Origin of the sequence: Nocardia sp. NPDC004151 (genome assembly GCF_042874235.1) — a bacterium.
GTDB lineage: Bacteria > Actinomycetota > Actinomycetes > Mycobacteriales > Mycobacteriaceae > Nocardia.
The window spans coordinates 254,019-280,271 of sequence record NZ_JBIAMR010000001.1; the positions used below are offsets into that span (position 1 = coordinate 254,019).

Consider the following 26,253-nt stretch of genomic DNA (forward strand, 5'->3'; position numbering starts at 1 on the left):
CCGTCCGGGAAGACCCCCGCGACGGGCCAGAACCGGGGCTCTTAAGCCCTTGGCAAGAACCGGGGGGGTTGGCCCGCAAACGCCCAAGCCACAGCGGGTGAACCGGATCACCGCCTAGAAGCTTCAAGGAAATCGCGAATCAGGCGTAGGTTTTCAGTTACTGAGCCGCTAATATCAATGATACGTATCCGAGATAACGACTGTTAGTACAGCGAAGGGAATTGGGCGGCTCACAATGGCTGATTTCGCGGCGCGGCTGAACAAGCTGTTCGAAACCGTGCATCCCCCGGGGCGTAAGCCGCACACGAACGCAGAGGTGGCGGCCGCTTTGACGGCATCCGGCCACCCGATCTCGAAACCGTATCTGTCGCAGTTGCGGTCGGGACAGCGCACGAACCCGTCGGATGAGACGGTGGCTGCTCTGGCAAAGTTCTTCAAGGTCAAACCGGACTACTTCTTCAACGACATCTACGCGGCGAAGATCGATCACGATCTCGAGCTGCTGTCCCAGCTGCAGGGCTATGGACTCCGTCGTCTGTCGAGCAGGGCGTTCGACCTGTCCGAAGAATCTCAGAATCTCCTCACGTCTATGGCGGAGAAGTTGCGGGCAAGCGAAGGTTTGCCCGAAATTCCTCCGGATGGCACGGAATAAGCGCTGCCACAGAGCAACACAGTGCGGCTAGCTCGGAGGCCGCACTGTGTTGGTTTGTTACAGGGCTTGCTTCAGACCGGACATAAGGCGGTCGCCGGTGCTGCTTGCAGGGCAGTACCGGCGTCCCCGCCGGACCATGCGGTCCGTGTGAAGGATGTTGCACCGGTCTCAGCGCGCTGAGGCCATGTGGCGCAGACCCCTGCGCTGGTGCAGTATGCACAAAACTGGCATAACGCTGTCCAGGTGCACCCGGATGGCCGAATCAGTTGTTTTGTGCACTATGTCGTTTTGTGCACTGTGAGTGTTTCGGCCCATTGCACTAACCGCGACAAGCAAGAGTGACAACTTCAAGTGACAAGCAAAGTCCCGTACCACGCACGGCGGGTTCGGTGAGACGAAACCTCGGATACGAAGTCTCATCGAGAAGGCCCGACGGAATGCCACGCCCATGGCAATCACGCGAGGTGCGGGACTTGCGCATTTGCGACAAGATCTCAAATCGGTCGGTGATCTCCGCGTGATCAACTTCGAGGCCCTTCCGAACGGTAATGCCCGCCCGCCTCGAAAGGTAATGGAAGAGTAATGTCTACCGCTTGGCGGACCCCGGAACCGCGGCCCGCGCCGGCGCCGCGTCATAGGCGCGGGCGATGGCCTGCACCCAGCCGCGCGGGCTGACACCCGCGGGCGGCGAGATCCAGCGGCCGTCGATCATCGCCTCGCCGAACGGATTTCGCGCCCACTCGGCCACCCGCCGCGCCCGCTCGGCCACCGAGACCGGCGGCTGACCGGCCGCGGCCAGCTCCACACCGCCGCCGGACTGCAGGTAGAGCGCGTCCATGATCTGCGCGACCTGGTCCGATGCCTTGAGCTGGGTACCCGAACCGGTCTGTTCGTGCGCCACCACCTCCGGGAACCGGGCGATCAACACCCGGTGCAGGGTGTGAATCTGCTTGAGCAGCACCCGCGCCCGCCACCACAGCTCGATCACGATCCACACCGCGCCGATGGCGATGAGCAGCGCCGCGATCTGCCATATCGGCCAGAACCAGCCCTCGTCACCCGGATTCGGCACGGGCTCGTCGTTCACCTCGCGGCGAATCGACAGGGCGGCCAGCAAGCCGACCACCCCGGTGCCGGTCGTGTACAGCGCGATGCCGCGGCCGAGGGTGGTCCAATCCAGGTTGCGCACACCGGTGATCACGATGAAGACGCACTCCACCAGCACGATCGCCCAACCGAAGGTGACCGACCAGAGCAGGGTCAGCAGCATGGCGAGCGCGCCGCCGCCATAGATCATCATGGCGATCTGGCGCAGATTGCGACGCGACACCACCGGCCACGCGGCCGACGCCACCACCGAGGTGGCGGTGGCGAACATGATCCACGCCGCCGTCACCACCCGATCGCCCAGCCACATACCGTGCACACCGTTCGGCATCAGATGGTCAACGGCCAGACCGATTTCCGGCACTCCGACCGTCGCCGCCAGCGCCACCGCGGCCACCGCGATGACGATCGCGACCCGAGCCGTGGTCGCCGGTTTCACCAGCACGCGCCCGACGCGTGCGCCCGAGGCCATCCACACCAGCATGGCCACCAACCAGAAGGTCATGCCGCGTCCTTTCGGAGATGCCCCAGGGCCCCTATGTGATTACGCAAGGTGCCGCCTCCGGGGCCTGACTCGGTCATCCCAGCGCCTCATCGAATCGAAGGACCGAGACGCCAGCGCCCCGGCTGTTGAACACCCGCAGGCGGGTCATCAGCATGCTCGCGAAAGTCTCCGCTTCCCATTCGCACTGCTCGTCGTCGCCCAGATCGATGGCCTTCTGATGCGCGCGCTGGCTGAGCATGTAGGCGATCAGATCGTCGCTGGCCTCCAGCACCACCTCGGTCGCCGCCTCGCCCGGATGATCGAAGACGATGTGGCCGAGCTCGTGCGCGAGGGTGTGCTCGCGGCTGGGCAGCGCCTGCGCCAGCACGATCACGTCCCGGTCCGGATAGCTGCGGCGCTGGCCGCAGACGCCCGGACCCAGTGTGGCGCTGGCTATCTCGATCGGCCGCCGCCGCTCGGCGGAGATGGCGAGCACCACCTCGTCCAGGTCGGTGGCGTCGAAGTCGGCCGCCACCGCGCATACCGCGTCCACCGCGGCGGCCACCCGGCGGTAGGACCCGAGGCTATGAGCCTTGCTCTCGGTCATCGCGGTCCCCTCATGCCCTCGGTCCGAAGAATGCCGCGCGGGCGGCGTCGACCCGCCCCTGCGCCGCGGACGCGCTCTGGAAACTGACCGCACCCGACCCGGTGCCCGCCAGCGCCATGGCGATCATGCCGCCGATCACCGACAGCGGCTTCCACGGCGGCAGCGGCGAGTTGTGCGAGGTCGGCTTCACATCCGGATCCGGTTGCGCCAGAACGGGAGCGGGCTTCGGCGCGGGGGGCGCCGGCGCGGCGGGGACGGCCTCCGGCGCGGGCTCGGCGACCACCGCGGGCAGCGCCGGAACGGCCGGGGGCTGCGGAATCTCCAGCGGAACCGGCGGCGCCGCGGGTGCGGCGGGCGGCGGAATCAGCAACAGCAGCAACGGTGAGGCGCAGATGGCGGCGGAACCGATGCCCGCCGAACCCACGGCCGCGGAACCGACGGCGGCCGAACCGAGCTCGGCCGAGCCCGCGCCCAGGCCTCCGACACTGGCGGAACCGAGGGCGGCGGAACCGGCGCCGGTCGAACCGCTGGCCGCCGAACCCACCCCCGACCCCGCGCCGGCCGAACCGGCGGCCGAACCCATACCGGCGGAACCGGCACCCGAGCCGAGGCCGGCGCCCAGACCGGCCGAGCCGGCGAGCGCGGAACCCACTCCGGAGGAACCGATTCCGGCGGAACCGACGGCCGCGGATCCGGTGCACAGGGCCGCCGATCCGGCCGAGCCGACGGCCGCGGAGCCGACCGCGGCGGAACCCGTTGCGGCCGAGCCGGTGCCGAGCAGCAGCGCCAGTAGCGCGGAGCCGGTGCCGACTCCCGCCGAGCCGACTCCAGCCGAGCCCAGGCCCAGCGCCAATCCGGTGCCCAGTCCGGCCGAACCGACGGCGGCGGAGCCGGTGCCCAGCACAGCCGAGCCGGTGGCGGCGCCGGCGGAACCGGTGCCCGCCACGGCGGAACCCAATCCCGCGCCGGCGGAACCGGTTACGGCCGAACCGCTGCCGAGCGCCGCCGAACCGGTGCCGCCCAGCACGGCGCCCAGGCCCGCGGAGCCGACCGCTGCCGAGCCGACGCCCAGTCCGGCCGAGCCGGTACCGAGGCCGAGCAGAATGGAGAGCAGGTCCTGGGGCCCGGCCACCGGGGCGGCGGGCACGGTCACGGCCTGCGACCGCGGAGCCCCCGGCAGCGACTGCGGGGCCACGGACCGGGGCTGCGCCGGATCCTGCCCGGTGGGTGCGGGGTCGAGTGGGATGCCCGGCTGCGCGTCGGCGGCAGCGGGCCCGAGCAGTGCCGAACCGGCGACAGCCGCTATCACTGCCGCCAGTCGCATTGCACGATCCACGATCATGCGACAGCCATCCCCTCATCGGTACCGCGCACTTGGCTTCTCTCCGCACCAGGGGTACGGAATCCCGATCCGCGACAGGCGGTTCGGGACAGGTTTCGAGCTCACACTGTCGCCCCGATTGCCGGACTGTTGCGGAACGCGGTCATCGTACCGGTCGCTACCTGATTCCGCACAAGTCCCGATCGCATTAGGGGTGCTCGCAAACCGTACGCCTGCGCTTACCCCCGCGTAGCCAATATCACCAAGCGCCCCAGGCCAATTGACCCGAACCGGTGCCTCACCCCCACCCCTCACAGCCGAATCCTGGCGACCGAGAGGTTTCACCGCCGTTCAGATTGCCGACAATTCAGACAGATCGCAGCAACCATCCAAACGGCGATCGCCCCCCAACGCGCGAAGCCGCCCCCGGGCGAGAGGTTCCGGGAGCGGCTCGGTGCGCCGGACATGCGGCGCGCGATGGATCCGATGGTGTGCGGATCCGGAGTGCGCGGCCGGGCTGTGGTGGCCGCGCACGTCGGGGGCGTCAGGCCGAAGTCGTGACGCGGTACTTGTTGAGGCTGTCGATGCGCTCGACGGCCTCGGTGATGATGCTGTCCATCAGGTCCGCCACGCTCGGCAGATCCTCGATGATGCCCGCGACCTGACCCGAGGCGAGCACACCGGCTTCGGTGTTGCCCTCCACCAGACCGGCCTTCAGGTACATGGCGGTGTTCGCGCCCATGATGACCTGCGACCAGGTGAGGTCCTTGTGCTTGCGGGTGTTGAGGCCCTCCTTGGCCAGCGTCGTCCACTTCATGCCGGTCATCGACTTGAACTTGGCGGCGTTGACCAGCGCGGCGTACAGGCCACGGATGTTGCCCGAGTGCTCGAGCTTCTCGACCAGCTCGGTCTTGAGCACGCGGTGCGGCATGCCGTCGACCTTGAGCGAGACCACGGTGTCCTGCAGCCCGCGCTTGAGGTACTCCTGCTTCACCGAATCCGGCACGCTGGAGTCCTGGGTCAGCAGGAAGCGGGTGCCCATGGCGACACCGGCCGCGCCGTAGGACAGCGCGGCGGCCAGGCCGCGGCCATCGAAGAAGCCGCCACCGGCCACGACCGGGATGTCGACGGCGTCCAGGACGGACGGCAGCAGCAGGGTGGTCGCGACGGAACCGGTGTGGCCACCGCCCTCGCCGCCCTGCACGATCACGGCGTCCGCGCCCCAGGAGGCGACCTTCACCGCGTGCTTCGCCGCGCCGATGGACGGCATCACGACGACGCCGTTGTCCTTCAGCTTCGCGATCAGCTCCTTCTTGGGAGCCAGCGCGAACGAGGCCACCTTCACGCCGTCGCGGATCATCATGTCGATGCGGTCCGGAGCGTCCGACAGGTCGGCGCGGATGTTCACGCCGAAGGGCTTGTCGGTCTTGGCCTTGGTCTTGGCGATGGCCACCTCGAGCTCGTCGAGGTCCATGGTCGCCGAGGCCAGGATGCCGAGGCCGCCCGCGTTGGCGGTGGCCGCGACCAGACCGGGTCCGGCGACCCAGCCCATGCCGGTCTGCACGACCGGGTGCTCGATGCCGACCAGTTCGGTCAGCGGCGTCTTCAAACGCTGGGCGGTCATGCCGTCACTTCCTTCTCGCGGAAACCCTTCGGGTCCAGCACGGTCCGGATAATGGTGAGCTCTTCCTCGGTCGGCAGCCGGGTCTCGCCCGCCTCGGCCAGACCGGCGACCTCGAAGGACGTGTTCTCCGCGACCTCGTCCGCGGTCACACCGGGGTGCAGCGACAGCGCGCGCATGGTGTGGTCCGGGCCGTTGTAGTCGAACACGCCCAGGTTCGAGACCACCCGGTGCAGGTGGTGGAACCGGTAGGCCGGGTTCTCCGGATCGATCTTGTCGTAACCGATGCCGGAGACGATGTCGACCTGGTCCACGAACACCCGCTTGTTGTGCTTGGGCACGAAGTAGCTGGTGGCGTGGTTGATGGTGTTGCCCGGCGCGCCGCGCACACCGAACATCTGGCGGGTCGGCTGCTGCAGCGGGCCGAACGCCGACAGGTTCTGGTTGCCGAAGCGGTCGAGCTGGTTGGCGCCCATGACCACGTGGCGGCGACCGGAGTTCACGACGTCGAAGACCTTCGAGAACGGGATCCAGCCCTCGATGGGAGCCTTGCCGCCGATCGGCGGAACCTCGGCGAAGAACAGCGCCTCACCGTCGGACAGCAGCAGGTCGGGCTCGAAGGTGAGCCGCGCCAGACGCGCGCCGATGGTGGTGACGGTGGACATCGGGGAGGCCATGATCTCGCCCGCGCCCCGGAAGATCTCGGCGGCCGCGACGACGCAGATCTCCGCCCGAGTGAGCCCACCCGTCTCCCCGCCGCCGCCCCTGTGGGAATCGCTACGCGATGCAGTGCTGTTGGTGTCGCTCATTACTTCTGCTCCTCGGCGAAAGCCTTGACGGCGGCCTGGTATTCGGCCTCGGACACGTCCAGGTAGCGAGCCTTGAACTCGGCCCACGACTCGGGCGTCTTGGCGGCCTCGACGTAGTGGCGCTGGAACTTCTCGTCGCGGCCGTAGCCGCCGGAGAAGGTGAAGTGCGCGCCGCCGGGAGCCTCGACGACCCCGTCGACCATCATGCGGTTGAGGATGAGGGCCTGCGTCGGAACGGCTTTCACCAGTTCCTCGGTCTCGACCAGGCGGTCCACCGACAGGTAGCGCTTCTCGGCCGAGAGCATGTACAGGTCGTCCATGTACGGGTCGACGCCGGTGTAGGCGGCGTTGCCGTGCTTGTCGCCCAGGTCCAGGTGCACGAAAGCGGCGTCCAGGTTCAGCGCGGGCATGGCGACCAGGGTCTCGGTCTTGCCGTCCGTCTCGTAAGGCGACTGAACGGTTTTCAGCTCGCCCTCCCAGAAATCGACAACGGCCGAGCCCAATCCGGCGCGGATCGGCAGGAACGGCAGGCGAGCCGCCGCGGCCTGCAGACCGCACTTGACCATGCCCTCGTCCATCTCGCGCACGGTGATCGCACCCTCGGTGCGGGCCTTGGCGAACCACGGGTCGTAGAACGGCGCGGAGTCCAGGGACACGAAGCCGTAGTACGCCTTCTTCACCTTGCCCGCCGAGCACAGCAGACCCAGGTCCGGGCCACCGTAGGTGACCACGGTCAGATCGGTGACGTCCGAACGCAGCAGGGCGCGCACGAACGCCATCGGCTTGCGCCGGGAACCCCAGCCGCCGATGCCGATGGTCATGCCGCTGCGCAGCTCACCGACGACCTCGTCAAGGCTCATTCGCTTGTCGCGCATGGCTTTACTTCCCCTTCTTCTGCGCGGCCAGGTCGTCGTCGAAGCGCGCCCGGATCTCGTCGGCCACACCGGCGAGGTTCAGCTCCATGGTGAAGCCCTGCTCGAAGCGGTAGGAGCGGTGCACGTCCTGCACGTCGATGCCGTTGAGCGCCTTCTTGGCGGCGCGGATCACGCGGCCGTCCTTGTTGGCGATGTTCTTGGCGACCTCCATGGCGGCGGCGTCCAGTTCGGCGCGCGGCACCACCTTGAAGACCGAGCCGTAGTGGTGCAGCTGCTGCGCGGTCAGGGTGCCCGCGGTGTAGAACATGGTCCGCATCAGGTGCTGGGGGACCAGCCGGGCCAGGTGGGTGGCCGCACCGAGCGCGCCGCGGTCGACCTCGGGGAGGCCGAAGGTCGCGTCGTCGGAGGCGACGATGACGTCGGAGTTGCCGACCAGGCCGATGCCGCCGCCGAGGCAGAAACCGTTCACGGCGGTGACGACCGGGACCTCACAGTCGTAGATCGCGGCGAACGCGGCGAAGCAGCCGTGGTTCGCGCGGATCAGGGCGGTGTGGCCGGTGTCGGCGTTCATCTCCTTGATGTCCACGCCGGCGTTGAAGCCGCGGCCCTCGGCGCGCAGCACCACGACCCGGGTCTCCGGGTTCTTACCGGCCTGGGTGACGGCGTCGGCCAGGGCGAACCAGCCGTCGGAAGGCAGAGCGTTGACCGGGGCGTAGTCGACAGTGACGACTTCGACGCCCTCGGTTTCGGTGTGACGGTTGATCCCCATCGCGAGTCCCATCGTTGGCAAAACAAGCAAGTGCTTGGTAGGTTAGCACGGTGGGAATCGAAGTAAACCTGTCCGGCTCGGTCGTCTTGGTCACCGGCGGCGTGCGCGGCGTCGGCGCCGGCATCAGCCGGGTGTTCCTGGACGCGGGCGCGACCGTGGTGGCCTGCGCGCGACGGCCCGGCGACACCCCCGTCGAGAGCAATGGCCGCACCATCGACTTCCTGCCGTGCGACGTGCGCGATACGGATTCGGTGCGCGGGCTCATCGAGACGATCGTCGAGAAGTACGGGCGCCTGGACACCGTCGTGAACAATGCCGGCGGCGCGCCCTTCGCCCTGGCCGCCGACGCCAGCGCCAACTTCCACTCGAAGATCGTGCAGCTGAACCTGCTCGCGCCGCTGCTGGTTTCGCAGATCGCCAACGAGGTCATGCAGAAGCAGGACACCGGCGGCTCGATCGTGATGATCTCCAGCGTCTCCGGGCACCGGCCCTCGCCCGGCACCGCGGCCTACGGCGCCGCCAAAGCCGGTGTGGACAGCCTGGTTTCGTCGCTCGCGGTGGAGTGGGCGCCCAAGGTCCGAATGAACTCCGTCATCTGCGGCCTGGTCAACACCGAGTCCTCGCACCTGCACTACGGCGACGAGGACGGCATCGCCTCGGTCAGCGCCACGGTGCCCATGGGGCGCATGGCCACCCCCGAGGACATCGGCCGCACCGCCGCCTTCCTGGCCTCGCCCCTCGCGTCCTACGTCACCGGCAGCGCGCTGCTGGTGCACGGTGGCGGCGAGAAGCCCGCCTTCCTCGAGGCATCCACCGCAGACGTTCCGGCCGTCTCGGGCCACTAGACCGATCGAAAACGAAGAGGTAATCGATATGACGGACAACAAGATCTGCGACGGCCGCGTCGTCATCGTGACCGGAGCCGGTCGTGGCATCGGCCGCGCGCACGCCCTGGCCTTCGCGGCCGCCGGCGCCAAGGTGGTCGTGAACGACCTCGGCGCCGAGCTCGACGGCGCGCCCAGCCCGGACTCCCCGGCCGCGCAGGTCGTCGAGGAGATCAAGGCCCTCGGCGGCGAGGCCGTCGTGAACGGCGACGACATCTCCGACTGGGAGGGCGCGCGCCGCCTCATCCAGACCGCCGTCGACACCTTCGGCCGCCTGGACGTGCTGGTCAACAATGCCGGCATCGTGCGCGACCGGATGCTGGTCAACCTCGGCGAGGACGAGTGGGACGCCGTCATCAAGGTGCACCTCAAGGGCCACTTCGCGCCCATGCGGCACGCCGCCGACTACTGGCGCAACGAGTCCAAGGCCGGCCGTCAGCCCGAGGCCCGCATCATCAACACCAGCTCCGGCGCCGGCCTGCTCGGCTCGGTCGGCCAGGGCAACTACTCCGCCGCCAAGTCCGGCATCGCGGGCCTGACCCTCACCGCCTCGGCCGAGTTCGCCCGCTACGGCATCACCGTGAACGCCATCGCCCCGGCCGCGCGCACCCGCATGACCGAGACCGTGTTCGCCGACATGATGGCCGCCCCCGAGGACGGCTTCGACGCCATGGCACCGGAAAACGTGTCCCCGCTGGTGGTCTGGCTGGGCAGCACCGACTCCGCCGGTGTCACCGGCCGCATGTTCGAAGTCGAGGGCGGCAAGGTCACGGTCGCCGACGGCTGGCGGCACGGCGTCTCCGTCGACCGCGGCGCCCGCTGGGAGCCCGCCGACCTGGGCCCGGCCGTGCGCGACCTGCTCGCCAAGGCCGTCACCCCGGAGCCGGTCTACGGCGCGTAATACGCACCGCCCGAAGCGCTTCGACCGCCGGTACCCGTCTCGATGGGTACCGGCGGTTCGCGTTTCGGACTACTTCTTCTTGCTGATGCCCGCGACCAGGGAGAAGAGGGCGTCCAGCACCGGGGTCGGGGTCAGGGCGGTGGCGACCACCTGGACCTTTCCGGCGAGGCCGGGAATGTAGCGGACGCTCGGTCGCTTTGCGGTGAGCGCCTTTTCGACCTCCTTGACCACCGACTCGACGGGGGCGGCGATCTTGGGGACCTGCTGGGACATCCGGCGCAGGCCCGCGAGGTGGGCGGCGTAGAGGGTGCGCTGGTCATCGGTGAGGTGGGCGGTGGTGGAGTCGACCATGTCCGTCGCGCCGAACCAGAGGTCGGTGGCGATCGGGCCGGGCTCGATCAGCGAGGTACGGATTCCCCAGGGGCGCAGTTCCATTCGCAGGGCGTCGACCAGGCCCTCGAGCGCGAACTTGGACGCGTTGTAGGCGCCGGTGCCGGGGGTGGAGATGCGGCCGGACAGCGAGGAGATGAAGACCGCCCGGCCCTGGGTGGCGCGCAGACGCGGAAGAACGGCCTGGGTGACGGCGACCGCGCCGAAGACATTGACCTCGAACTGGGTTCGGAGCTCCTCCTGGGTGAGCAGCTCCACCGGGCCGTCGACGACGACGCCCGCATTGTTGACCACGGCGGTGAGGTCGGCGGGCAGCACCGCGTCGAGGGCCGCGATCTGGTCGGGGTCGGTGACGTCCAGGACGATCGGGGTGATGGCGGGATTCGCGGCGGTCAGGGCCTCGCCGTCGGAGAGCTTGCGGACGCCCGCGTAGACCTGCCAGCCCCGCTGCGCCATCCGCAGGCAGATGGCTTTTCCGATACCACGGGCCGCTCCGGTGACCAAGACAGAATTCATGTGGTCAGCCTAATTCCGTCATGCCACGATGTGGCGATGGGGAATGTCCTGGTTGTCGGAGACCTGCACGGGAACACCGAGCACGCGCTGAAGCTGGTGCGGGTCGCGGCACACCGTGACTGCGCGAAGCTGTTCGCGGTCGGCGACTTCGGGGCCTGGGAGCACACGCCCGCCGGGCGGCGGTACTTCGACGTGGTGAACAAGGCCGCCAAGAAGGCCGGGATCACCGTGTACTTCCTCGACGGCAACCACGACAAGACCTCGCTGCTGCACGAGCTCTACGACGGGCAGCGCGACGACGAGGGCTTCCTGATCTGCCGCAAACACCTGCGGTACGCGCCCCGCGGACACCGCTGGACCTGGGAGGGCACCACCTTCGCCGCGTTCGGCGGGGCCCGCTCCACCGACAAGGGCCGCCGCCTGGCCTGGGAGGCGCGCAAGGCCGCCCAGCTCGACAAGCGCCGCCGCTACGGTTCCTCGAGAAGCCCGGATACCGCGGGCACGCTGTGGTTTCCGGAGGAGGAGATGACCGACGACGAGCTGGCCGAGCTGCTCGCGGCCGACAGCTCGCCGGTGGACGTGCTGCTCACCCACGACAAACCCCGCGCCTCGCAACCGAAGTGGAACCGCAAGGACAAGCCCGAGTGCTATCCCAACCAGGACCGCATCCAGACCGTGGTGCGCACCCTGCGGCCGGACCTGCTCTTCCACGGCCACCTGCACGTCCGCTACACCGACACCATCGCCGCCGGTGACGGCGACTGGACCCGGGTGGAGGGCCTGGCCTGCGATCCGGACGCCTCGCAGTACCTGGAGTATTCGACCGACCACACCTGGTATGTCCTGCAACTCCCTTATGCCGGGGCGGACACGGCCGAACCCCGTTCGCTACCCGCCTGATTCGTCGTAGGAGGAGGTGCCCTCGTCCAGCAGCGGCTCCTCCCCCTTGAAATGCGCGGGCGCGAACACGCGCAGGACGTGATAGCCGGTGATGACGACCAGCGTGCCCAGTGCGATACCGCTCAGGGTGAAGGTGTCGGTGAACTTCATGCTCACATTGCCGATGCCGATGATCAGGCCCGCCGCGGCCGGGACCAGGTTCAGCGGATTGCGCAGATCAACCCGGGCATTGGTCCAGATCTGCGCGCCGAGTAGGCCGATCATGCCGTAGAGGATGACGGTGATCCCGCCCAGCACGCCGCCGGGGATGGCCGCGACGATGGCCCCGAACTTGGGGCAGAGGCCGAACAGCAGAGCGAAGAACGCGGCGGCCCAGTACGCGGCCGTCGAGTACACCCGGGTGGCGGCCATGACCCCGATATTCTCGGAGTAGGTGGTGTTGGGCGGGCCGCCGACCGCGGTGGACAGCATGGAGGCCGCGCCGTCCGCGGCGATGGCGGCGCCGAGTTTGTCGTCGAGGTCACCGCCGGTCATCTCGCCGACCGCCTTCACATGGCCGGCGTTCTCGGCGACCAGCGCGATCACCACGGGCAGGGCCACCAGGACGGCCGACCACTGGAAGGCCGGGGCATGGAAACCGGGCAGTCCGATCCAATCCGCCTGGGCCACACCGGAAAGATCGAGCCGCCAGTGGTCGGTGACCTTGCCGCTGCCGTCGGCGGAGTGGATCCGCCCGAACACCCGGTCCAGCAGCCGGGACAGCCCATACCCGAACACCAGGCCCAGGAAGATGGCGATGCGCGCGAAGAAGCCGCGCAGCGCCACCACCGCCAGCCCGGTGAACAGCATGACCAGCAGCGCGGTCCACTGGTCCTGCGGCCAGTAGGTCGCAGCGGTGACCGGAGCCAGGTTGAAGCCGATCAGCATGACCACCGCGCCGGTCACCACCGGCGGCATGGCGGCGTGGATGACGCGCGCGCCGAAGCGCTGCACGGCCAGGCCGATCAGGAACAGGGCGGCCCCGACCACCAGGCAGGCCCCGGTGACCGTGGCGCTACTGCCGCCCTGCGCCCGGATCACCGCGGCAACGCCGACGAACGACAGTGAGCAGCCCAGATAGCTGGGTACCCGGCCGCGAGTGGCCAGCAGGAACAGGGCGGTCGCGACGCCGGACATCATGATGGCGAGGTTGGGATCCAGACCCATCAGGACCGGCGCGACGAAGCTCGCGCCGAACATGGCCACCACATGCTGCGCGCCGAGGCCGAAGGTGCGCGGCCAGGACAGCCGCTCGTCGGGCCGCACCACGGCTCCCGGTGCGGGCGTGCGACCGTCGCCGTGCACCGTCCAGCGGACACCCAAATCCATGAACTGCCCGCTTTCTCCCGAAGGTCCGAAATGCGTCCGCGGCCATCATAATCCGAGCAAACTTGCAGTTCACCACCCCACGCGGCCGGGGCCGATGTCGGGCACGTGGGCTTCAAGATCACCAATGCCCGGATTCACGGCCTGAACCCGCTCCGGAGACAATGCTCCGCAACCTTCACCGTCGCCGGTCCACGCCGTAGCGCCGCCCGATGTCGAACGGCAGCGCGTACGGATTCGGAGCCTCCGCCGAGCCGGATCCGGAAATATTCTGTGAGACACAGATATTCGACGGCTCCACGGCCGCGGGTAGCCATCGACGCAGGGCCGCCGCCACGGCCGGATCGGCGGTGAACTCGCGTCGCAGTGCGGCGACCCGCTCCCGCGCTCGCGCGTACGCGCGCTCGTGCGCCCGCGTAACCGACTGTGCCATACCGGAATCCGGTAGCACCAGGGTGGTGATCCGGCCGTCGAACGCCACCTCGACGCGCACGCCGCCCACCGCGGCGCCGGCGTGGACCCGCTCAACCGCGTCCTGGACGCGCCGGGCCAGGCGCGCCACCTCCTCGAACCGAGCATCCACGGAATTCGACATGGGGAAAGCCTAGGACGGATCGATGAGATGCCGTGCAGCATAGAGAACTTCGCGCACTCGCCGTCAGGACAGCACGCGAATCCGCGGTGTTCATCAGGTCGACGTGCTCCCCGTCCCGAATCCCCCGGAAGTCGACGAGCAGGTCCACCCGCTCCCCCGGGCTCACCCGCACCCCCGGCGCGGCCACCGGCGCGTCGAGCAGCCCCAGGTCACCGCCGATGACGAAGAACGGCCGGGCATCGGAGAACTCGAAGACGTAGGGCCGCGAATTGGATCCATTGAGCAGCCGGAACCGGTAGACGGTGCGCCGGACCTCCAGCCGCGGCCACACCACCCCGTTCACGCAGCACACGTCGCCGAGCTGCCCGGATTGGTTGGAGCCCTGCGGAATATAGGTGGCCACCATGGGTTGCAGGCTTCCGTCGGCATTGAAAGTGCGGACCTGCACGATGAGCGGGATCTCGAATTCACCGCTGGGCAGCCCGAGCGGATTGCCGTCGCGGCCGGTGTCGAATTCGTCGCGCAGATAATACATTCCGGCCAGTCCGGCCTGGATGTTCAATCGGGTGATCCCCATGGCGTGGTCGTGATACCAGAGGGTGGCCGCCTCCTGCCGATTGCCGTAGGTGAAGGCCGGCCCGCCACCATTGCGCCACCCGATCAGCGGATGCCCTTCGGCGCCCGGAGAATTCGCGCCGCCGTGCAGATGCACGGTGAAGCGCGGATCGGTGCGATCCGCCTCGGTCACGCCGTGCATCGTGGTGTCCACATGCGCAGCCAGCACATGCTCGCCCAGCTGATTGCGAAACCTGATGCGTGCCACACGATCCCGCACGGCCTCCAGGTTCGGGCCGAGCACCGGCTGCCCGAAGCCCCAGCTGCGGGTTTCGGGGAGGTCACGATGGTAGCGGTGTGTCCCCGACATCGCGTCCAATTCCCCTGCCGCCACGCGTGTTTCGGGAATGGGCAGCTCGTCGACGAAAGGCCGCAACGGCGGCGAGTGATAGTTGAACGGCGTCACCGGGGGCGCCGGAAGGGCCGGCAGCGGCACCGGCGGTGGCGGCAGGGGCGACGGTTCGGCCGCGGCCGAGGCCAGGTAGCCCATGCCCGCGATTCCGAAGGCCCCCAAGAGGAACCCCCGTCGCGGCAGGTTCTCATTCATCCAGCTCAACCCCTGGACAATGCCCGACTGTCAACGGGTCCGCCTTCGACGATAACCGACGAACGGGCACGCAACGCCGAAAGCCGCACACCGTAATCCGGTGTGCGGCTTTCGAAACGGTCGGGCGGGACTAGCCCAGGCGCTCGATGATGGTGACGTTGGCGGTGCCGCCACCCTCACAGATGGTGAGCAGACCGTAGCGGCCGTTCACCCGCTCCAGCTCGTTGAGCAGGGTGGAGAACAGCTTGGCGCCGGTCGCGCCCAGCGGGTGGCCCAGCGCGATGGCGCCACCGTTGACGTTCACCTTGTCCGGGTCGGCGCCGGTCTCCTTGATCCAGGCCAGGACGACCGAGGCGAAGGCCTCGTTGATCTCGATGACGTCCATGTCGTGGATGGTGAGGCCGGTCTTCTCCAGCGCCCACTGGGTGGCCGGGATCGGCGCGGTGAGCATGAAGATCGGGTCCGCGCCGCGGGCGCTCACGTGGTGGATGCGGGCGCGCGGGGTCAGGCCGTACTCCTGCACCGCCCACTCCGAGGCGAGCAGGGTGGCACTGGAGCCGTCGGAGATCTGGCTGGCCAGCGCGGCGGTGATGCGGCTGCCCTCGGCGAGCGGCTGCAGGCCGGCCATCTTCTCCAGGGTGGTCTCGCGCGGGCACTCGTCGATCGAGAACTCGCCGACCGGGATGATCTCGCGGTCGAACTTGCCGTCCACGATGGCCTTGCGGGCGCGGTCGTGGCTGCGCAGCGCCCACTCCTCCATCTCCTGGCGGGAGATGTCCCACTTCTCGGCGATCATGGTGGCCGAATTGAACTGCGACACTTCACCGGTGCCGTAGCGGTGGTCCCAGCCCTGCGCGCCGACGAACGGCGAGTCGAAGCCGTACTGCTGGCCGGCCAGCATGGCCGCGGAGATCGGGATGGCGCTCATGTTCTGCACGCCGCCCGCCACGATCACCTCGGCGGTGCCGGACATGATGGCCTGCGCGCCGAAGGTGATGGCCTGCTGCGAGGAACCGCACTGGCGGTCCACGGTCACACCCGGCACCGACTCGGGGTAACCGGCGGCCAGCCACGAGGAGCGGGCGATATTGCCGGCCTGCGGGCCGATGGTGTCGCAGCAGCCGAACACCACGTCGTCCACGGCGGCCGGGTCCAGGTTGTGGCGCTCGAGCAGGCCCTTGATGGCGGCCGCGCCCAGGTCGGCCGGGTGCACGGCGGACAGCGAGCCGCCCCGCTTGCCGACCGGGGTGCGCACGGCGTCGATCACGTACGCCTCACGCATCGGCGAGTACTGGCGGCGGGACGGTGCTGACATGAAAACTCCTACTGCTCTAGGCGCGCTGGTCGGGGCTGGTGAGCCCGTCGAGAACGATGGTCAGGTACTGCTTGGCGAGGTTGTCCACGGTGATCCGGCCGCCGGGCTGGTACCAGCGCACCGACACCCAGACGGTGTCGCGCAGGAACCGGTAGGCCAGCTCGATGTCCATCTCCGGACGGAAGCTGCCGTCGGCGACGCCCTTGGCCAGCACCTGGTGCCAGAGCTCGCGGAACTCCTTGTTGTATTCGGCGATGTAGTCGAATCGCGGAGTGCCACTGAGGCGTTTGGCTTCGGCCTGGTAGATGGCGACGGCGGCGTGGAACCGGTCGAAGGATTCATAGGACGCGGTGACCAGGGCCTCGAGGGTGTCGCGCGCGGGCACGCCGGCCGACACGATCTCGCGGTAGCGTCCGAAGAGGTCGTCGAGGAACCCGCGCAGGATTTCGTCCACCATGGCTTCTTTGGAATCGAAGTGGTGGTACAGACTCCCGGATAGAATCCCCGCCGCGTCGGCAATGTCGCGCACCGTGGTGGCCCGCAGGCCACGCTCCGCGAATAGGTTCGCGGCGAGGCCGAGCAGCTCGGTGCGACGTGCCGATTTGGAGGGGTCTGGTTGGGTCACCCCGTCAATATACAACCAAGCATTTGCTTGGTCTAGGCGGTGTCTTATTGCGCCGCCTCCGGCGTCGCGGGGCCACGGCCCTGTTACCTCGGTCTTCCCTCCTCCGCTCCTCCGCTTCGCTCCCCCGCTCCGTCGGTCCACACCGAGGCGGGCCGTGGCCTGTGAGTGCCGCATCACCTGCTGGTTGGCGATCAACGCATCGAGAAACGCAGGGGTGAGGACACCGACAGGTCGGCCAGCAGGCGGTCGCAGATGACAATGGGCGAGATCCCCGCCCGGGCCATGCGCGCCACCAGAGCCAATCGGCGCTCGGGGCTGTCCCATTCGACGGTCAGCGGATCGCGGCCCGGGCCGGCGTCCACGGTGGCCATGACCCGCGGCGGCGCGCCTCCCCGCGCGGGTTCCTCGATGAGTTTCAGCACCATGCCGCGCTGCCACGCGCGGTAGGTCTCCATATCCGCGCCGACCACCAATTTGTCGGTGGCGGCGCACAATCCCTGCGCGATCCCGTCGGCGAAGGCCACGTGGTCGTAGCGCAGGCGGCGGCAGGTCCGGACCACCTCGAGCAGGTCGGCCCGCACCTCGCACAGCAGGGCCGTTCGTTTTCGGCGGCGTTGTTCGGCTTCGGTGTCCAGATGCCCGGCGGCCCGGGACAGACCGAGGCGGCGGGCGCGATCGCGGTCGCGAATCATGTCCTGCCGCAACGCGGCACGCGGATCGCGCGTCACGTCGGATTCATCCACCGCGTGTTGTTCGAGGATCTGCGCCGCGCGCATGGCGGTGGCGCACTCCGAGTCGTGGTCGAGTAATTCCGCACCCAAAGTCAGTGCGGCCAGAACGACATTGTCGAGCCTGCGGCGCGCCAGGACGACCTCGCGCACCAGCTCGAGTTCCATTTCCTCGTGGGCTCGTTCTGGAGGTGCTTGTTGTCGGCGATCCGGACCCATGGGTCGTGCCCTTCGACTAGCGGTACCGGCCTAAACAAGGATTGCACAACGACAGGGTCGGCGCGCCAGCGATTTTCTTTTGCCCTCCGCTACGCTCCGGGCGGGTTCGCGGCCCCTGGTCCCGATTCTTCCCTCCTCCGCTTCGCTCCCCCGCTCCGTCAGTCCAGAATCGGGACGCCGCGAACCACCACAGTTCTTCTCCTTATGCAGAAAAGTCCGGCCCCGCCCATTCTTGGGCGGGGCCGGACTTTGTGGAATTGCGTTCGAAATCAGGCGCGCTGGCTCGAAATGGAGACGACCTCACCGGTCAGGTAGGTGGTGTAGTCGCTGGCGAGCATGGCGATGGTGGCGGCCACCTCCCACGGCTCGGCGGCGCGGCCGAACGCCTCACCGGCGGCCAGGCGGTCGAGCAGGTCGCCCGAGGTGACCTTGTCCAGGAAGGCGTGGCGGGCGATGGACGGGGCCACCGCGTTGATGCGCACGCCGTACTCGGCGGCCTCGACGGCCGAGCAGCGGGTCAGCGCCATCACGCCCGCCTTGGCGGCGGCGTAGTGGGCCTGGCCGTGCTGGGCGCGCCAGCCGAGCACCGAGGCGTTGTTCACGACGACGCCGCCGTGGCCCGCCTCGCGGAAGTACTTCAGCACCGCGCGGGTGGCGCGGAAGGTGCCGTTGAGGGTGATGTCGAGGACCTTGTCCCACTGCTCGTCGGTCATGTCGACGACCGGGACCTCGCCACCCAGACCGGCGTTGTTGACCATGACGTCGATGCGGCCGAACGCGGCCACAGCGCCGGCGATCAGGGCGTCGACCTGCTCGGTGGAGCTGACGTCGCACGGCACCGAAGCGACTCGGCGATCCGGGAACTCGGCCTGCAGGGCCTCCTCGGTCTCCTTCAGGCGACGCTCGTGCCAGTCGGAGACGACCACGTCCGCGCCCTCGGAGAGCAGGCGGCGCGCGGTGGCCGAACCGATGCCGGTGCCCGCGGCGGCGGTCACGACCGCGATCTTGCCCGCGAGCAGGTTGTGGCCGGGGGTGATTTCGGGGGCGGTGGACAGATCCGTCACGGTCGAGCCTCTCGGGGAAGTCCGAGCACGCGCTCGGAGATGATATTGCGCTGCACTTCGTTCGAACCGCCGTAGATGGTGTCCGCGCGAGTGAAGAGGAACATGCGCTGCCAGGCGTTCAGGTCATCGCCCTCGCCGTCGGCGATCAGGCCGGGCGCGCCGAGCACGTCCATGGCCAGCTCGCCGAGGTCGCGGTGCCAGTTGGCCCACAGCAGCTTGGTGACCGACGCCTGGCCGGCCGCGGTGCGAGCGTCCACCGACGCGCCGTCATGGCCGGACTCGAGGGTGCGCAGCACGTGGGCGCGCAGCACCCGCAGACCGACCCACGCCTTGTCCAGGCGATCGGCGATGACCGGGTTGTCGATGGCCCCGTTCTCCTTGGCCACGGCCTCCAGATCGGCAAGCTCCCGCGCGTAGCGGATCTGCTGGCCTACCGTGGAGATGCCGCGCTCGAAGGTGAGCGTGCCCATGGCGACCTTCCAGCCGTCGCCGGGCTGCCCGACCACCAGATCGGCGGCGGTGCGGGCGTTCTCGAAGAAGACCTCGTTGAATTCCGCGGTCCCGGTGAGCTGGATGATCGGCCGCACCTCGACGCCCGGCTGCTTCATGGGCACGAGCAGATAGGACAGGCCGTGATGGCGGGTCGAGCCCTTCTCGGTGCGGGCGACCACGAAGCACCAGTCCGACAGATGCGCCAGCGAGGTCCAGACCTTCTGACCGTTGATGACCCACTCGTCGCCCTCGAGCTGGGCGGAGGTGGTGACGGCGGCCAGGTCCGAACCCGCGCCCGGCTCCGAGTAGCCCTGGCACCACAGTTCGGTGACATTGCGGATACCGGGCAGGAAGCGCTGCTTCTGCTCCTCGGTACCGAAGGCCAGAACGGTCGGGCCGAGCAGTTCCTCACCCAGGTGCGAGACCCGGGCCGGGGCGTCGGCCTTGGCGTATTCCTCGTGGAAGATGACCTGCTGGCGCAGGGTGGCGTCGCGGCCGCCCCATTCCTTGGGCCAGCCCAGGCAGGTCAGCCCGGCGGCGGCGAGGGCGCGGTCCCATTCGAGCCGCTCCTCGAAAGCCTCGTGCTCGCGCCCGGGACCACCCAGACCGCGCAGCTCGCGGAACTGGCCGTTCAGGTTCTCGGCCAGCCATTCCCGCACCTCGGTACGGAATTCGGCATCCTCGCGGGGCTCAGTCCCGCTGGCCGGTTCGGGGGTCTGGATCATGCTCACGTCGGTAGAGTAACCTACCAAGCACTTGCTTTGTTAGACCCATTCCCGGACAGCGAGGAAGCTCAGTGACATCTCCTCCGCAGACCACACCGCTCGCTCTGCACGCGGCGGCGCACGCCTACGGTGACGCGCCCGCCGTGGCCGACGGTGCCGTGCGACTGAGCTGGTCGCAACTGCTGGACTCGGTCCGTGAGACCGCCCGTGCGCTCATGGCCCGCGGCATCGAACGCGGCGATCGCATCGGCATCTGGGCGCCCAACACCCACCACTGGGTGACCGCGGTGCTGGCCACCCATTACGTGGGCGCGACCATCGTGCCGCTGAACACGCGGTACGTGGCCGACGAGGCGGCGGACACGCTGTCGCGGGTGCACGCCAAGGCGCTGTTCATCGCCGGCGATTTCCTCGGCCGCGACCGGCTGGCCGAATTGCGGGCGCACGCACCGGAACTGGGCATCGAGACCATCGTCGTGATTCCGGTCGAGGGCGAGGCGCCGGTGGAGAACGCCATCGCCTGGTCCGATCTGGGCAAGGTGGCCGAGACCGTGAGCCTCGACGAGGTCGTCGCGCGCGCGGAATCGGTATCGCCGGAAGATCTTTCCGACATCCTGTTCACCTCGGGCACCACCGGGCGCAGCAAGGGCGCGCTCATCGCGCACGGTCAACTGCTGGCCAGCGCCCGGGCCTGGGCCGACTGCGCCACCCTGAACAGCGACGACCGCTACCTGGTGGTGCCGCCGTTCTTCCACAGCTTCGGCTACAAGGCGGGCATCATCACCTGCCTGGCCACCGGCGCGACCATCGTGCCGCAGGCGGTGTTCGACGTGCCCGAGACCATGCGCTTGATCGCCGCCGAGCGCATCACCGTGCTCACCGGCCCGCCGACCATTCACCAGACCATCCTCGATCACCCCCAGCGGGATGCGGCGGATCTGTCCAGCCTGCGCGTCGCGGTCACCGGTGCGGCCACCGTGCCGGTCGTGCTCATCGAAAGACTGCGCTCGGAGCTGACTTTCGACGTGGTGCTGACCGCCTACGGCCAGACCGAGTCCGGCGGCTTCGGCACCATGTGCCGGCCCGAGGACTCCAGCGAGACCATCGCCAACACCTGCGGCCGCACCATCGACGGCTTCGAGATGAAGCTGGCCGACAACGGCGAACTGCTGCTGCGCAGCAGTCAGGTGATGCGCGGTTACCTCGACGACCCGCAGGCCACCGCCGCCACCATCGACCCGGACGGCTGGCTGCACACCGGCGATGTCGCGGTGATCGACGAGCGCGGGTACATGAAGGTCACCGACCGGCTCAAGGACATGTACATCTCCGGCGGCTTCAATGTGTATCCCGCCGAGGTGGAGCAGGCCATGGCCCGCATCGAGGGCGTCGCCGAGACCGCGGTCATCGGTGTGCCCGACGAGCGCATGGGCGAGGTCGGCAAGGTGTACGTGGTCCGGCGGGCCGGCTCGGAGCTGACCGCCGAAGACGTGATCGCGAAGGCCAAGACCATGCTGGCCAACTTCAAGGTGCCGCGGTTCGTGGAATTCCGCGACGCGCTGCCGTACAACGCCGCAGGCAAGGTGCTGAAGCGCAACCTACGTGATGAGGAGACCGCGTGATCGAGTCCAGCCCGGAGGCGGTAGCGCAGCGTAACCACGCAGGGCGCTCGATCACGCATAAGGAGGCAGTGTGAGCCAGGAATTGGGGCCCATCCCCGATGAGGGCGAAGTCGTCCTCTACGAGAAGCGCGGCCCGATCGCGGTCGTCACGCTGAACCGGCCGGATTTCCGCAACGCGCAGAACTCGGTCATGACCTACGCGCTCGACGCCGCCTTCACCAAGGCCGTCGAGGACGCCGAGGTCAAGGTGATCGTCCTGGCCGGGGCCGGAAAGCACTTCAGCGCTGGGCACGACATCGGCACGCAGGGCCGCGACCACCACATCTCCTACGAGAACCAGGCCGTCATGTGGTGGGACCACGTGGACCGGCCGGGCGGCGACCAGCGCTTCGCGCGCGAGTCCGAGGTGTACCTGGGCATGTGCCGGCGCTGGCGGGAGATCCCCAAGCCGACCATCGCCATGGTGCAGGGCGCGTGCATCGCGGGCGCGCTCATGCTGGCGTGGGCCTGCGACATGATCGTGGCCTCCGAGGACGCGTTCTTCTCCGATCCGGTGGTGCGCATGGGCATTCCGGGCGTCGAGTACTTCGCGCACCCGTGGGTGCTGGGTCCGCGCCGCGCCAAGGAGGTGCTGTTCACCGGTGAGCGCTTCACCGCGGCACAGGCTTACGAGTGGGGCATGCTGAATCGCGTTGTCCCGCGCGAGGAGCTGGAGGCGCAGACCTTCGCGCTCGCCGAGAAGATCGCGGAGATGCCGCAGTTCGGGCTGGCGCTCACCAAGAAGGCAGTCAACCAGTGCGAGGACCTGATGGGGATGCGCGCGGGCATGGACTCCGTGTTTGGGCTGCATCACTTCGCGCACGCGCACAACGCCGAGGTCGGCACGGGCTCTCTGGGCGGTATGGACGCCAAGTCCATGAAGGCTGCCGCTGCCACGGCGAGCCGTGAATCCAGCACCATCAACGACGGGGCAAAGTAAGTGGATCTCGAATTCGACAGCAAGACCGAGGAATTCCGCGCCGAGGTGCGCGACTTCCTGGCGGCCAACAAGCCCGCCGCTCCCCTGCCGTCCATGGACACCAAGGCCGGTTTCGAACTGCACCGCGAGTGGGAGGCCAAGCTGGCCGACGCCCGCCTGTCGTGTGTGGCCTGGCCCGCCGAGTACGGCGGCCGCGACGCCTCGCTGACCGAATGGGTCATCTTCGAGGAGGAGTACTACGCCGCGGGCGCGCCCGGTCGCGTCTCGCAGAACGGCATCTTCCTGCTCGCGCCGACCCTGTTCGAGCACGGTTCGCCCGAGCAGCTGGCCCGCATCCTGCCGAGAATGGCGCGCGCGGACGACATCTGGGCGCAGGCCTGGTCCGAGCCGGAGGCCGGTTCCGATCTGGCCGGTATCCGCTCCACCGCCAAGCGCACCGAGGGCGGCTGGCTGCTCAACGGCCAGAAGACCTGGAGCTCGCGGGCCTCGTTCGCGGACTGGGGTTTCGGCCTGTTCCGCAGCGACCCGGAGGCGCAGCGCCACAAGGGCCTCACCTACCTGATGTTCCCGCTCACCGCGGAAGGCATCACGGTGCGGCCGATTCCGCAGCTGGACGGCGAGCCGGGCTTCGCGGAGATCTTCCTGGACAACGTGTTCGTGCCGGATCAGGACGTGATCGGCGAGGCGAACAACGGCTGGAAGGTCGCCATGGCGACCTCGAGCAACGAGCGTGGTCTGTCGCTGCGCGCGCCGGGCCGGTTCAACGCCACCGCCCGCAAGCTGGTCGAGCTGTGGAAGGACTCGGCCGCCGAGTCCGACACCGCCGCCGCCGACCGCGTGGTCGACGCGTGGGTGGGCGCGGAGGCGTACCGCCTCAACACCTGGGCCACCGTGACCCGCCTGGCCGATGGCGGCCAGCTGGGCGCCGAGTCCTCGGTGAACAAGGTGTTCTGGTCGGATCTGGACATCGCCATGCACGAGACCGCGCTCGATCTGCACGGCGCGGCCGCGGAGCAGGAGTCGGCCTGGACCGACGGCTACCTGTTCTCGCTGGCGGGCCCGATCTACGCCGGCACCAACGAGATCCAGCGCAACATCATCGCCGAACGCCTGCTCGGCCTGCCGCGATAGCCACAGGGAGGACGACGACATGCGATTCGCATTGACCGCAGAACAGAATGATTTCGCCGCCAGCCTGCGCAAGATGGGCGAGGCCGCCAAGACTCCCGGCCTGGTCCGGGCGTGGGGCGAGGGCGAGGCCGCCGCCGGGCGCGCGCTGATCGGCCAGCTGGCCGAGGCGGGCGCGCTGGGGCTGACCATTTCCGAGGACAACGGCGGCTTCGGCGCGGGCCCGGTCGAGATGATCGTGGCCTTCACCGAGATCGGCCGGGCCGCCGTGCCGGGACCGCTGGTGGAGACCGCCGCCGCGATTCCCGCACTGCTGCAGGCGCTTCCGGACTCGGCGCTCGCCGCCGAGCGGCTGCCGGAGCTGGCCGAGGGCGCGAAGCTGGGCACCCTCGCGGTGACCGCCTCCGCGGGTGCCAACGCGGGCCGCTCCGCCGGTGCCGCCACCGCGCTGGACGCCGACATCGCCGACCTGGTGCTGATCGCCGAGGGCGACCGCATCGCGCTCGGCACCGCCGGTGACCTGGTGACCTCGGTGGACGCCGCGCGCCGCCTCTTCACCGTGACCGCGGGCGAGACCCTCGCGGAGGGCGAAGGCGTTTCCGCCGCAATCGATCTCGCCTTCGACACCGCCGCCCTGGCCGCCGCCGCGCAGCTGCTCGGCGCGGGCCGGGCCATGCTGGACACCAGCGTCGAGTACGTGAAGCAGCGCCAGCAGTTCGGCACCCCGATCGGTCGCAACCAGGCCATCAAGCACCACCTGGCCAATGCCCACATCGGCCTGGAGATGGCGCTGCCGCTGCTCTACCGCGCCGCGCTGACCCTGGAGTCGGGCGCGGACGCCGAGACCCGGGGCCGCGACATCTCCGCCGCCAAGCTGGCCTGCGGCGAGGCCGCGTACCAGACCGCGCGCATCGCGCTGCAGGTGCACGGCGCGATCGGCTACACCGCCGAATGCGATCTGTCGCTGTGGCTGACCAAGGTCACCGCCCTGCGTTCGGCCTGGGGCACCCCCGCGCAGCACCGCGCCCGCATCGCCGCGGCGCTCCGGGCCGGGAACGTCGCATGAGCACCCCGGTGGCCGGCGCCACGCTCGACACCCCGTGCGCGGGTGGGGCACACACCCCGCTCGTCGCCCGGTGCGTCCGCTCGCTCATGGCCGCTGCCGCCGGTGCGGACCGGCCCGGCCACCGGACCTCTGACTCGAATCACTTCTACCCCTTGGGAGCGCAGGCATGAGCCTCACTGCCGAACAGCAGGAACTCGTCACCACCGTGCGCGCGGTGCTGACCAAGCACGGTGACAGCGCGGCCATGCGGCGCGGGCTGGAGACCGACCTCGGCTATGACGAACAGCTGTGGAAGCTGCTGTGCGAGCAGGTCGGCGTCGCGGCCCTGGCCATTCCGGAGGAGTTCGGCGGCATCGGGGTCGGCCTGGTCGAATCCCTGCTGGTGGTCGAGGAACTCGGCCGCACGCTGTCCGCGCCCCCGATGCTCGGTTCTGCCGTGCTGGGTGTGCAGGCGCTGCTGCTGACCGGGAACGCCGAGGCCGGCGAGCGGCTGCTGCCGGAGGTCGCCGAGGGCGCGCGGACGCTGGCCCTGTGCTGGGCGGCGGCGAGCGGCTGGGACGCCTTCGGGGTCGGGTCGACCGGTGAAACCCTCTCGGGCTCCGCGCATTACGTGCTCGACGGCGCGTTCGCCGACACCCTGCTGGTGCTCACCGCCGACGGCCTGTTCGAGGTCGCGGGCGACGCGGCGGGCGTCACCCGCACCGCCGTGGTCACCCAGGACCCGACCCGCAAGCTGGCGCGCATCGACTTCGACTCCGTGGCGGCGACCCCGCTGGGGCAGCTCGATGTCACCCGCCTGCGTGAGATCGCCTGGGCCGCAATGGTGGCCGAGCAGATCGGCGCGGCCGAGCAGTGCCTCGACATGACCGTCGAGTACTCGAAGTCGCGCGTGCAGTTCGGCCGCCCGATCGGCAGCTTCCAGGCCCTCAAGCACCGCATGGCCGACATGTACGTGCTGGTGGAGTCGGCCCGTTCGCTGGGCTATCTGGCGATCGCCGGTCTCGCGGAGGGCGCGGTGGAGCCGATCGACATCCAGGCCGCTCGCCTGCACGCCATCGACACCTTCAACTCGGTGGTCTCGGAGACCGTCCAGATGCACGGCGGCATCGCCATCACCTGGGAACACGACGCGCACCTGTTCTTCAAGCGCGCGCACGCCGACGCCCAGCTCTTCGGCACCCCGGCCCGCCCCCTGGCCCGCCCGGCCTAGCGCGGCACCTTCGCGGAAGCGGCCCGTACGCAGTTCGCTGCGTACGGGCCGCTTCGTGTTGTGCCCCATCTCACCCGTCCAAATATCGTTAGCCTATGTAACTAGATAGTTAGCTTATGCAA

General features: G+C 69.0%; 25 protein-coding genes. 9 read left to right on the forward strand and 16 right to left on the reverse strand.

What is annotated here, in order from left to right; genetic code table 11:
- Window positions 1-235 precede the first annotated feature (235 nt).
- A complete protein-coding gene (locus tag ACFYTS_RS01210; protein WP_011207048.1) occupies window positions 236-652 on the forward strand; it encodes a helix-turn-helix domain-containing protein in 417 nt (138 codons plus the stop codon).
- A 586-nt stretch (window positions 653-1,238) separates the two neighbouring features.
- Here the strand turns inward: ACFYTS_RS01210 and ACFYTS_RS01215 are convergent.
- From ACFYTS_RS01215 to ACFYTS_RS01245, 7 genes are all read right to left on the reverse strand, one after another.
- Entirely contained in the window at window positions 1,239-2,264 is a 1,026-nt protein-coding gene (locus ACFYTS_RS01215; RefSeq protein WP_357282765.1) for a hypothetical protein, read from the reverse strand.
- 73 nt (window positions 2,265-2,337) lie between these two features.
- Complete coding sequence (locus ACFYTS_RS01220) at window positions 2,338-2,850, reverse strand: ImmA/IrrE family metallo-endopeptidase (protein ID WP_357282767.1); 513 nt, start codon at window positions 2,848-2,850, stop codon at window positions 2,338-2,340.
- A 10-nt stretch (window positions 2,851-2,860) separates the two neighbouring features.
- Window positions 2,861-4,174 (reverse strand): hypothetical protein, encoded by a 1,314-nt coding sequence (locus tag ACFYTS_RS01225; RefSeq protein ID WP_387300505.1) that lies wholly within the window; start codon window positions 4,172-4,174, stop codon window positions 2,861-2,863.
- A 541-nt stretch (window positions 4,175-4,715) separates the two neighbouring features.
- Entirely contained in the window at window positions 4,716-5,795 is a 1,080-nt protein-coding gene (locus ACFYTS_RS01230; protein ID WP_357282770.1) for a nitronate monooxygenase, read from the reverse strand.
- Complete coding sequence (locus ACFYTS_RS01235) at window positions 5,792-6,601, reverse strand: CoA-transferase subunit beta (protein ID WP_387300507.1); 810 nt, start codon at window positions 6,599-6,601, stop codon at window positions 5,792-5,794. The genes ACFYTS_RS01230 and ACFYTS_RS01235 overlap by 4 nt, the downstream gene beginning before the upstream one ends.
- Window positions 6,601-7,476 (reverse strand): CoA transferase subunit A, encoded by an 876-nt coding sequence (locus ACFYTS_RS01240; protein WP_387300509.1) that lies wholly within the window; start codon window positions 7,474-7,476, stop codon window positions 6,601-6,603. Before ACFYTS_RS01240 ends, ACFYTS_RS01235 begins: the two co-directional genes overlap by 1 nt.
- Window positions 7,477-7,480: 4 nt before the next feature.
- The gene (locus ACFYTS_RS01245) at window positions 7,481-8,245 is read right to left on the reverse strand and encodes an enoyl-CoA hydratase family protein (RefSeq protein ID WP_357089788.1); all 765 of its coding nucleotides are present in this window, start codon (window positions 8,243-8,245) and stop codon (window positions 7,481-7,483) included.
- 50 nt (window positions 8,246-8,295) lie between these two features.
- Between ACFYTS_RS01245 and ACFYTS_RS01250 the strand changes: the two genes are divergently transcribed.
- Together ACFYTS_RS01250 and ACFYTS_RS01255 are read left to right on the forward strand one after the other, a co-directional pair.
- Window positions 8,296-9,090 carry an SDR family oxidoreductase gene (locus tag ACFYTS_RS01250; RefSeq protein ID WP_379168008.1) on the forward strand — a complete coding sequence of 265 codons (795 nt, stop codon included), beginning with the start codon at window positions 8,296-8,298 and terminating at the stop codon, window positions 9,088-9,090.
- 28 nt (window positions 9,091-9,118) lie between these two features.
- Window positions 9,119-10,030: an SDR family oxidoreductase gene (locus tag ACFYTS_RS01255; protein WP_357282774.1), complete on the forward strand. Its 912-nt coding sequence runs from the start codon at window positions 9,119-9,121 to the stop codon at window positions 10,028-10,030.
- 69 nt (window positions 10,031-10,099) lie between these two features.
- Here ACFYTS_RS01255 and ACFYTS_RS01260 read toward each other — a convergent pair whose 3' ends face one another.
- Window positions 10,100-10,936 carry an SDR family NAD(P)-dependent oxidoreductase gene (locus ACFYTS_RS01260; protein ID WP_387300512.1) on the reverse strand — a complete coding sequence of 279 codons (837 nt, stop codon included), beginning with the start codon at window positions 10,934-10,936 and terminating at the stop codon, window positions 10,100-10,102.
- Window positions 10,937-10,972: 36 nt separating this feature from the next.
- On the opposite strand from ACFYTS_RS01260, the gene ACFYTS_RS01265 reads away from it, so the two are divergent.
- A complete protein-coding gene (locus ACFYTS_RS01265) occupies window positions 10,973-11,836 on the forward strand; it encodes a metallophosphoesterase (protein WP_387300514.1) in 864 nt (287 codons plus the stop codon).
- Here ACFYTS_RS01265 and ACFYTS_RS01270 read toward each other — a convergent pair.
- The 8 genes from ACFYTS_RS01270 to ACFYTS_RS01305 all read right to left on the reverse strand — a co-directional run bounded on the left by ACFYTS_RS01270 (window position 11,825) and on the right by ACFYTS_RS01305 (window position 20,126).
- Window positions 11,825-13,204, reverse strand: a complete 1,380-nt coding sequence (locus ACFYTS_RS01270) for a uracil-xanthine permease family protein (RefSeq protein ID WP_387300516.1) — start codon at window positions 13,202-13,204, stop codon at window positions 11,825-11,827. The two genes, ACFYTS_RS01265 and ACFYTS_RS01270, sit on opposite strands and share 12 nt — an antisense overlap.
- A 175-nt stretch (window positions 13,205-13,379) precedes the next feature.
- Window positions 13,380-13,796 (reverse strand): hypothetical protein, encoded by a 417-nt coding sequence (locus ACFYTS_RS01275; RefSeq protein ID WP_387300518.1) that lies wholly within the window; start codon window positions 13,794-13,796, stop codon window positions 13,380-13,382.
- Window positions 13,726-14,958: a multicopper oxidase family protein gene (locus tag ACFYTS_RS01280; protein ID WP_387300520.1), complete on the reverse strand. Its 1,233-nt coding sequence runs from the start codon at window positions 14,956-14,958 to the stop codon at window positions 13,726-13,728. Before ACFYTS_RS01280 ends, ACFYTS_RS01275 begins: the two co-directional genes overlap by 71 nt.
- A gap of 130 nt (window positions 14,959-15,088) precedes the next feature.
- Complete coding sequence (locus ACFYTS_RS01285) at window positions 15,089-16,240, reverse strand: acetyl-CoA C-acetyltransferase (protein WP_357089965.1); 1,152 nt, start codon at window positions 16,238-16,240, stop codon at window positions 15,089-15,091.
- Window positions 16,241-16,289: 49 nt separating this feature from the next.
- On the reverse strand, window positions 16,290-16,898 hold the full coding sequence (locus tag ACFYTS_RS01290) for a TetR/AcrR family transcriptional regulator (protein ID WP_357089804.1): 609 nt from the start codon (window positions 16,896-16,898) through the stop codon (window positions 16,290-16,292).
- Between the two features lie 191 nt (window positions 16,899-17,089).
- A complete protein-coding gene (locus tag ACFYTS_RS01295; protein WP_379106013.1) occupies window positions 17,090-17,794 on the reverse strand; it encodes a hypothetical protein in 705 nt (234 codons plus the stop codon).
- A gap of 320 nt (window positions 17,795-18,114) precedes the next feature.
- Window positions 18,115-18,909, reverse strand: a complete 795-nt coding sequence (locus tag ACFYTS_RS01300) for an SDR family oxidoreductase (RefSeq protein WP_213558297.1) — start codon at window positions 18,907-18,909, stop codon at window positions 18,115-18,117.
- Window positions 18,906-20,126 (reverse strand): acyl-CoA dehydrogenase family protein, encoded by a 1,221-nt coding sequence (locus tag ACFYTS_RS01305; RefSeq protein WP_357089968.1) that lies wholly within the window; start codon window positions 20,124-20,126, stop codon window positions 18,906-18,908. The genes ACFYTS_RS01300 and ACFYTS_RS01305 overlap by 4 nt, the downstream gene beginning before the upstream one ends.
- A gap of 71 nt (window positions 20,127-20,197) precedes the next feature.
- Here ACFYTS_RS01305 and ACFYTS_RS01310 point away from each other — a divergent pair, with 71 nt between their 5' ends.
- The 5 genes from ACFYTS_RS01310 to ACFYTS_RS01330 all read left to right on the forward strand — a co-directional run bounded on the left by ACFYTS_RS01310 (window position 20,198) and on the right by ACFYTS_RS01330 (window position 26,131).
- Entirely contained in the window at window positions 20,198-21,748 is a 1,551-nt protein-coding gene (locus ACFYTS_RS01310) for a FadD3 family acyl-CoA ligase (protein WP_357282786.1), read from the forward strand.
- Window positions 21,749-21,818: 70 nt separating this feature from the next.
- Window positions 21,819-22,727, forward strand: a complete 909-nt coding sequence (locus tag ACFYTS_RS01315) for an enoyl-CoA hydratase (protein WP_387300524.1) — start codon at window positions 21,819-21,821, stop codon at window positions 22,725-22,727.
- Entirely contained in the window at window positions 22,728-23,858 is a 1,131-nt protein-coding gene (locus ACFYTS_RS01320; protein WP_357282790.1) for an acyl-CoA dehydrogenase family protein, read from the forward strand.
- A gap of 19 nt (window positions 23,859-23,877) precedes the next feature.
- The gene (locus ACFYTS_RS01325; protein WP_387300526.1) at window positions 23,878-24,921 is read left to right on the forward strand and encodes an acyl-CoA dehydrogenase family protein; all 1,044 of its coding nucleotides are present in this window, start codon (window positions 23,878-23,880) and stop codon (window positions 24,919-24,921) included.
- Between the two features lie 166 nt (window positions 24,922-25,087).
- The gene (locus ACFYTS_RS01330) at window positions 25,088-26,131 is read left to right on the forward strand and encodes an acyl-CoA dehydrogenase family protein (protein WP_387300528.1); all 1,044 of its coding nucleotides are present in this window, start codon (window positions 25,088-25,090) and stop codon (window positions 26,129-26,131) included.
- The last annotated feature ends 122 nt before the right edge of the window (window positions 26,132-26,253 follow it).

Bases quoted from the DNA above. Each gene is read 5' to 3' on its own strand.
- ACFYTS_RS01210 (WP_011207048.1), top strand. From the start codon at position 236: ATGGCTGATTTCGCGGCGCGGCTGAACAAGCTGTTCGAAACCGTGCAT.
- ACFYTS_RS01215 (WP_357282765.1), bottom strand. From the start codon at position 2,264: ATGACCTTCTGGTTGGTGGCCATGCTGGTGTGGATGGCCTCGGGCGCA.
- ACFYTS_RS01220 (WP_357282767.1), bottom strand. From the start codon at position 2,850: ATGACCGAGAGCAAGGCTCATAGCCTCGGGTCCTACCGCCGGGTGGCC.
- ACFYTS_RS01225 (WP_387300505.1), bottom strand. From the start codon at position 4,174: ATGCGACTGGCGGCAGTGATAGCGGCTGTCGCCGGTTCGGCACTGCTC.
- ACFYTS_RS01230 (WP_357282770.1), bottom strand. From the start codon at position 5,795: ATGACCGCCCAGCGTTTGAAGACGCCGCTGACCGAACTGGTCGGCATC.
- ACFYTS_RS01235 (WP_387300507.1), bottom strand. From the start codon at position 6,601: ATGAGCGACACCAACAGCACTGCATCGCGTAGCGATTCCCACAGGGGC.
- ACFYTS_RS01240 (WP_387300509.1), bottom strand. From the start codon at position 7,476: ATGCGCGACAAGCGAATGAGCCTTGACGAGGTCGTCGGTGAGCTGCGC.
- ACFYTS_RS01245 (WP_357089788.1), bottom strand. From the start codon at position 8,245: ATGGGGATCAACCGTCACACCGAAACCGAGGGCGTCGAAGTCGTCACT.
- ACFYTS_RS01255 (WP_357282774.1), top strand. From the start codon at position 9,119: ATGACGGACAACAAGATCTGCGACGGCCGCGTCGTCATCGTGACCGGA.
- ACFYTS_RS01260 (WP_387300512.1), bottom strand. From the start codon at position 10,936: ATGAATTCTGTCTTGGTCACCGGAGCGGCCCGTGGTATCGGAAAAGCC.
- ACFYTS_RS01265 (WP_387300514.1), top strand. From the start codon at position 10,973: ATGGGGAATGTCCTGGTTGTCGGAGACCTGCACGGGAACACCGAGCAC.
- ACFYTS_RS01270 (WP_387300516.1), bottom strand. From the start codon at position 13,204: ATGGATTTGGGTGTCCGCTGGACGGTGCACGGCGACGGTCGCACGCCC.
- ACFYTS_RS01275 (WP_387300518.1), bottom strand. From the start codon at position 13,796: ATGTCGAATTCCGTGGATGCTCGGTTCGAGGAGGTGGCGCGCCTGGCC.
- ACFYTS_RS01280 (WP_387300520.1), bottom strand. From the start codon at position 14,958: ATGAATGAGAACCTGCCGCGACGGGGGTTCCTCTTGGGGGCCTTCGGA.
- ACFYTS_RS01285 (WP_357089965.1), bottom strand. From the start codon at position 16,240: ATGCGTGAGGCGTACGTGATCGACGCCGTGCGCACCCCGGTCGGCAAG.
- ACFYTS_RS01295 (WP_379106013.1), bottom strand. From the start codon at position 17,794: ATGGAACTCGAGCTGGTGCGCGAGGTCGTCCTGGCGCGCCGCAGGCTC.
- ACFYTS_RS01305 (WP_357089968.1), bottom strand. From the start codon at position 20,126: ATGATCCAGACCCCCGAACCGGCCAGCGGGACTGAGCCCCGCGAGGAT.
- ACFYTS_RS01325 (WP_387300526.1), top strand. From the start codon at position 23,878: ATGCGATTCGCATTGACCGCAGAACAGAATGATTTCGCCGCCAGCCTG.
- ACFYTS_RS01330 (WP_387300528.1), top strand. From the start codon at position 25,088: ATGAGCCTCACTGCCGAACAGCAGGAACTCGTCACCACCGTGCGCGCG.